A 6,102-nucleotide genomic window follows, 5' to 3' on the forward strand; every position below is an offset into this window, starting at 1 on the left:
CGCGCGTGCCCACCCCCATCACCGCCCGCATCGCCGAAGGTGTGACGTCGATTTCCGCGGCGCAGTGGGATGCCTGTGCAGGCACGGCCAACCCGTTCGTCAGCCACGCCTTTCTCGCCGCGCTGGAGGAATCCGGATCGGCCACCGTCCGGACCGGCTGGCAACCGCTGCCGATCGTGATTGAGGGCACGGACGGCCTGCCTGCCGCAATCGCGCCCGCTTACGGCAAGAGCCACAGTCAGGGCGAATATGTCTTCGACCATGGCTGGGCCGATGCATGGGAGCGTGCGGGCGGCCGCTATTACCCCAAGCTTCAGGTTGCCGCTCCCTTCAGCCCCGTGCCGGGCCCGCGCCTACTGCTGCGCGACCCTGCGCTCGCCCCGGGACTGATCGCCGGGATCGAAGCGGTAGTGGACCAGAACCAGCTGTCCTCGGCCCATGCGACCTTTGTCGAGGATGCACAGCGTCCGCTGTTCGAGCAGGCCGGCTGGCTCGTTCGCGCGGGCACCCAGTTCCACTGGCACAATGACGGCTATTCAAGCTTCGACGACTTCCTAGCCGCCTTGTCCTCGCGCAAGCGCAAGGCGATCCGCAAGGAACGCGAACGCGCGATCGAGGGGTTGGTGATCCGGCATCTGCAGGGCGCCGAGATTACGGAAGCGCATTGGGACGCTTTCTGGGTGTTCTATCAGGATACCGGCAGCCGCAAATGGGGCCGCCCCTATCTCACCCGCCCCTTCTTCTCGCTGCTCGGCGAGCGGATGGGCGACAAGGTGCTGCTGATGCTCGCGACACGCGATGGGCAGCCGATCGCCGGCGCGCTCAACCTGATCGGGGGGGACGCGCTCTACGGCCGCTATTGGGGCTGTAGCGAGGACGTCCCCTTCCTGCATTTCGAGCTGTGCTATTATCAGGCGATCGAGGCCGCAATCGCGCGCGGCCTGCCGCGGGTCGAGGCGGGCGCCCAGGGCGAGCATAAACTCGCCCGCGGCTATGTGCCGGTGACGACCTGGTCGGCGCACTACCTGCCCGACGCCGGCTTCCGCCGCGCCGTGGCCGAGTATCTGGAGCGCGAGAAGGCCGCAGTCACGAACGAACAGGAATATCTGGGCGAGTTGACACCGTTCAAGAAAGGCTAGCTCAAGCCTTCTTCTGCGCCGCCGCCCAGGCCTCCATCTGCCGTTCCTTGTCGCGCTTGATGAAGTCCCGGATTCGCTCGATCTGCTCGCGATAGGGACCCAGGTCGCCGGGGTTGAGCTGCACCGCCGGCACATCATGGTCGATCTTGAACAGCGCGCTACGCGTTTTCGGATCGCGCCACACCGGGATCAGGCCGCGCTCCAGCCGCTTGTCATAGGGTGGCGGACTGATGACCCACAGATAATCATAGGCGTGGCGCGGAAAGCGAACCAGGCTGACCGCGACCGGCCGCCACCATTCGCGCGGACATTGCGTGTGGGTCACGATCTGGGAAGGATCGTGGCTGAACCCGCGCGCCTGCTTGTAGCGCACCGTCAGCAGCTGCCCGCCGGCCATCGACCATTGATCGTTGGTGTAGGCAAAGCGCCGCACCATCGCCATGCCCGGCAGGTGCTGAAGCCGCGTCATCGTCCATTCGTTATAGCAGGTTTCGCCGACGAAGCTCAGCAGCCGCGCCCCCACCGGCACGTGCTTCAGCGCCTGCAGTTCGCGGTCATAGGACCGGTCGTACAGCACGCCGCTCCACGTCGTCGCGGCGATGCGGATCAGGAAGAAGGCCAGCCCTGCCGCCGCCAGCGCGCGCTCGCCGCGGATCGAAAGGCCGGGCTTGGGTCGCAGGCCGATCAGGGCGATCGCGATCATGTACGGCGCCAGACGCATATCGGCATAGGCCGATCCGAAGACGACGCGCGGCAGCAGGATGAACACCGCGATCAGGAACAGCGCCGACAGGCCCAGGTGCCGCGAATACTGGATGTTGGGGTCGCGCACGCCCTTCAGCAGGATCAGATAGAGTACACCCATCGACGCGATGTCGAACAGCTGCCAGCGGTCGCGCAGGACCATCAGCACCCACCAGATCTTCTGCTGCCAGTTGAACCAGTCGGTCGTCACGCCGCCGACATGCCCGCCGCTGCGCCACGCCAGCATCATGAGCGCGGGCGGTACCAGCACCAGGCAGTGGATGCCCGCCAGGATCCACGGCACGATCCAGCGCCGCACGAACTCGTCCTGCCAGCGCTCGCCATGGCTTGGCTGCTTGTCGTGCTGGCGGATCAGCTCGGCGGCAAAGCACATCACGCCCAGCATGCCCCAGCCGAAAGTATGCGTGATCCAGATCAGCATCCCGATCGGCACGAACAGCATGGCGCGCAGCCCGATTCGCCCCAGCCGCGCCAGCCGCAGCCACAGCGCAAAGGCGTTGAGCGCCAGCGCCATCGACAGCGCGAAGTTCACGAAGCCGAAGTGGAAGGCGTAATTGTATGCGATCGGCAACGCGAACAGCGCGGTTGCCGGAATGCGCCCATGCACCTCGCGCGCGATCCACAGCAGGCCGGTGACGGTCAGCACCGGGATCGCGATGACCAGCAGCTTGACGGTCAGTTCCAGGCCAAAGATCGGCTCTAGCGGGATGATCAACAGATCGATCCCCAGATTGCCCATCAGGCTCCAGTCGAAATTGTACCAGTCACGGAGCCACGGCACCTGGTCATAGCTCAGCTGCACGCGATAGCGCGCCATGTGCCCGGGCAGGTCGACGGTCGGGGGAATGTCGGGCCACAACAGCGGCACGGCCGCCATCACTGCGGCGAACAGGACGAACCAGCGCGTCTGCCACCAGCGTGGCGTGTCGGAAATGCCGGAGCCCCCTTGCATCGCGCGCTATTACTGCGCGCGCCGGTCCTCCGGCAAGCGGATAGCGCCTATCCGGGCACGCGTTCCACCGCATAGAGTGCCGACACGCCGTTCGACCACACCAGCCGGACATCGCGCGCCAAGCGCCGCCGGGCCGGAAAGTCGATCGTCCAGACATGGGTGAAGGTGCCGCGGTCGAACTCGCGCAGCGCGGTCGCAAAGTCCGTCGTGCGATACTCGCACTTGGCCGGATAGACGAGTTGCGCCGGGTCGGTCGTATAGGGATCGGCCTGCGGATGGCGATGGCGCAACAGCTGTTGCCCGCCAAGCGTCCACTGGCTGTTTTCGAAAATGTCGCGTCGTGCGGTCGCGACGCCGGCGATATGGCCGAGCCGGCGGCTCACCCATTGCGACGAGCAGGGTTCGTTGACCAGCACCAGCACCGCCGCGCCGCGCGGGATGTGCGGCGTCACTTCCAGCGCCTGCTGCTGCGGCATGGCCGCAAATGCCATGGCGAAGGTCGATGTAGTCGTCCGCAGCGCAAGGAACGCGACGGCTGCCAGCGCCAGGCGGTGCTCGAACCGCTCGTTGCCCGGTCTCACGTGGATCGCGACCAGCGCCAGCGCGACTGCGGGTGCGAGCAGGCGCATGTCGACATAAGACCCGCCGAGCGCGAGGCGCGGCATGGCGAGAAAGGCGACGAACGCGATCAGCCCCGCACCGCCCGTAACGGGCTCGAACCGCAGCCGCCGGTCGCGGATCGCCATCCACAGCACGCTGAACAGCACGATTGCGCATACGACGTCGTACAGTTTCCAGCGTTCGCGAAGCAGCGACGGAAACCAGCCGGCCTTTGCCTTGAACCCCCATTCGACCGGCTCGCCGTTTGCTGTGCCGCTCACCATCCAGATCAGCGGCAGCGCGAGGGGAAGACAGGCAAGGCCAGCCTGGAACAACGCCGCCAGCCAGCCACACCCAGTCCGGCGCAATCGCACTGCCTCGGTTGCAAAGGCGAGCAGTCCGAACAACCCCCATCCAGAGCTGTGCGCAATCCACAAGATCCATGAAATCGGCACGAACAGGCCGGTGCGCAGCGCGATCCGGTTTCGGCTGCCAAGCCATATCCACAGCGCCAGCGCATGCAACGCCAGTCCGGCCGAAAGCATGAAGTTGACAAAGCCGAACTGGAACGGAAACGAATAGGCCAGCGGAAAGGCGAACGCCGCCGCCGGGGACAGCCGCCGGCCCGACGCGATCGAAACCAGAACCAGCCCGCTCACGAAAAGCGGGGGGATCGCCATGACGACGATCCGCGCACCAAGCTCGACGCCCAGGAAAGGCGTCAGCGCGTGGACCAGCAAGTCGACACCCAGATTGCCGATCAGGGCCCATTCGACTTGCCAGTGCCGCGCCAGCTCGGGCGAGGCATCGATCGCACTGGCGATATGATAGCGCCCGATATGGCCGGGCAGGTCGGCAAGCGGCGGCAATGCCGGCCACAGCAGCGGCACGACGGCAAGCACCACCGCCGCAGCCATGAACAAGCGCGATTCCCACCAGCGATTGGCGCTCGCGTTCATCGCCCCCGTTCGATCCGGTAAAGCACGCTCGTGCCGTCGCGCCAGATCGGCCTCATCCCCGCGAGCAGGCTCGGGTCATGCGCGGGCGGATCGATCAGCCACAGATAGTCGAAAGCGCCACGCGGGATCGCGGCGAGCGCATCATCGACCTGCCGCTTCTCGATGCTGTGGCAACCATTCGGCAGCACCATCTGCGATGGATCGTTAGCGAACGGCTGCACGTCGCGGGCCGTAACGGTGAGCAGCGCCGATCCGTCGATCCGCCACTGGTCGTTGGCGAAGGCAGCGCGCCGCGCAAGCGCGATCGCCGGCAGGTGGATAAGGCGGCTGCGCGACCACGGCATCGCGCACGGCTCCCCCACCAGCGACACCATGCGCGCACCACGCGGCATGTGATTCAACGCCGCCAGTTGCCGCTGCCAGTCGCGGTCATACTGCCAATAGCTGACGGCGCTTCCAGCGGTGCGCGCAAGGAAGAAGGACAGGGCCAGCAACGCGAACGTCGCGCCAATGCGCGGCGGCATCGCTTCGCCCGGCCGCATCGCGACCAGCGCGAACAGCAGCACGAATGGCGCCAGCCGCATATCGGCATAGGCCGAATTCAGCAGCACGAACGGCAGCAGCAGATAGGCGAGCGCGAACAAGCCTGCGACCGCCGTCAGCATCCACGACCGCGCGACATGCCGATCCCGGCTGCCCACCGCGATCAAGCCGATCAGCAGCACGCCGCTGGCGATATCGAATGACCGCCATCGGTCGCGCAGCACCGTGATCAGCCAGTCGGGCTTGCGCTCGAAATACCGCCCCGTCGCGCCACTGCCGCTGTCCGAACGCCAGGCGATCAGCAGCACCAGCGGGAGGCCGAGCGGCAGGCAGCCCATGCCGCCACGAAACACCGCCTCGACCCAGCTCCGCCCCGTCGCGCGCTGCCGTGCGACTTCGGCGGGGAAGACCATCAGGCACAGCGCCGCCCAGCCCATCAGGTGGGCGACCCACACGATGCAGGCGATCGGCACGAACAGCGCCGCACGCAGCCCGATCCGTCCCTGCCGCCCCAATCTCAGCCACAGCGCAAAGGCGTTGAGCGCCAGCGCCATCGCCAGCCAATAGTTCACGAACCCGAATTGAAGGGGGAAGGCATAGGCCAGCGGGAGCGCGAACCAGGCGAACGGCGTCACCTGCCCATGCACCTCGTGGCTCACCCACAGGATGCCGCCCGCGAACAGCGCCACCGTTGCGACGATGGCCAGCTTCACCGCCGGCTCAAGCCCGATCACCGGCGCGATGGCATAGACGATCAGGTCGATGCCCAGATTGCCGACCAGCCGCCACTCGAACCGATACCATTGCCCCAGCACGTCGGCATCGGTGCCGAGCATGACGCGGTACCGCCCGATATGCCCAGGCAGGTCGGTCAGCGGCGGGATCTGCGGCCACAGCAGCGGCACGATCGAGAGTAGCACGGCCAGCCACAGCATCGCGGGCCGCTGCCACCATTCACGCACTCCGCTCACCGGCGCGGCTCCAGCACGACCAAGCCGGCCGAGCGATGCGTAACGTCCGCCCAGTCTGGCACCCTGCCCTGCCCTGCCAGCGCGACGATCGATCCAGGCGCGGCTGCGCGGGCCAGATCGAGATCGTCGATCCAGCCGGGACAATAGGCGATGGCACGCAGCCGCGCCTGGAT

General features: G+C 66.7%; 4 protein-coding genes. 1 reads left to right on the top strand and 3 read right to left on the bottom strand.

Features of this window, described 5'->3' with window-relative positions:
- Positions 1-5: 5 nt before the first annotated feature.
- Positions 6-1,139 (top strand): GNAT family N-acetyltransferase, encoded by a 1,134-nt coding sequence (locus BFL28_RS08935; protein ID WP_173655715.1) that lies wholly within the window; start codon positions 6-8, stop codon positions 1,137-1,139.
- Position 1,140: 1 nt separating this feature from the next.
- On the opposite strand, the gene BFL28_RS08940 is transcribed toward BFL28_RS08935, so the two are convergent.
- Genes BFL28_RS08940 through BFL28_RS08950 form a run of 3 tightly spaced genes read right to left on the bottom strand, consistent with a single transcriptional unit; the run spans position 1,141 to position 5,929 of the window.
- Complete coding sequence (locus BFL28_RS08940; protein ID WP_069320235.1) at positions 1,141-2,856, bottom strand: hypothetical protein; 1,716 nt, start codon at positions 2,854-2,856, stop codon at positions 1,141-1,143.
- A 47-nt stretch (positions 2,857-2,903) separates the two neighbouring features.
- Positions 2,904-4,415 carry a hypothetical protein gene (locus BFL28_RS08945; protein ID WP_069320236.1) on the bottom strand — a complete coding sequence of 504 codons (1,512 nt, stop codon included), beginning with the start codon at positions 4,413-4,415 and terminating at the stop codon, positions 2,904-2,906.
- On the bottom strand, positions 4,412-5,929 hold the full coding sequence (locus BFL28_RS08950; protein ID WP_069320237.1) for a hypothetical protein: 1,518 nt from the start codon (positions 5,927-5,929) through the stop codon (positions 4,412-4,414). Before BFL28_RS08950 ends, BFL28_RS08945 begins: the two co-directional genes overlap by 4 nt.
- Between the last annotated feature and the right edge of the window lie 173 nt (positions 5,930-6,102).

Source organism: Sphingomonas turrisvirgatae, from assembly GCF_001721295.1.
In the GTDB taxonomy this organism is placed as follows: Bacteria; Pseudomonadota; Alphaproteobacteria; order Sphingomonadales; family Sphingomonadaceae; genus Sphingomonas; species Sphingomonas turrisvirgatae.

Coding starts and splice junctions, on each gene's coding strand:
- BFL28_RS08940 (WP_069320235.1), bottom strand. CDS start 2,856: ATGCAAGGGGGCTCCGGCATTTCCGACACGCCACGCTGGTGGCAGACG.
- BFL28_RS08945 (WP_069320236.1), bottom strand. CDS start 4,415: ATGAACGCGAGCGCCAATCGCTGGTGGGAATCGCGCTTGTTCATGGCT.